The sequence below is a fragment of the Thermorhabdus hydrogeniformans genome (assembly GCF_049310025.1).
In the GTDB taxonomy this organism is placed as follows: domain Bacteria; phylum Bacillota; class Thermosediminibacteria; order Thermosediminibacterales; family Tepidanaerobacteraceae; genus JBJYKD01.
In genome coordinates this window covers 1-289 of the sequence record NZ_JBJYKD010000094.1, presented here as the reverse complement: position 1 = coordinate 289, position 289 = coordinate 1, and the positions used below count along the sequence as shown (strand labels likewise).

Genomic DNA, 289 nt, shown 5'->3' with positions numbered 1-289 from the left:
TCTGTTTGAAAGAAGAGTTGATGTTTTACACCGAAGGCTCTAAGCCAGGCTGCCACAAGCAGCATGAAAGTCAACCCGTTTTTGAAATCAAGGGAATCGGCATACGCAATAAAGCGCAACCTTGTTTTAATATCAATAGCAAAAATAGAGGCATATGCTTCGGGAGGCAAAGCCGATTGATCGGCGATATGTTTTGCATCGATCTGCCAGAGCTGCAAAGGTTCGAAGGCGGAGAAATCTGCTGCAAATCGGCGGGAGCCGGTAAGCGTCTTGTATTTACGACAGCGTA

The 289-nt window shown here is 46.4% G+C and carries 1 pseudogene; it reads right to left on the bottom strand.

Annotation, left to right across the window (positions count from 1 at the left end):
- Positions 1–289: pseudogene (locus ACKX14_RS15630) on the bottom strand (integrase core domain-containing protein); the annotation flags it as partial.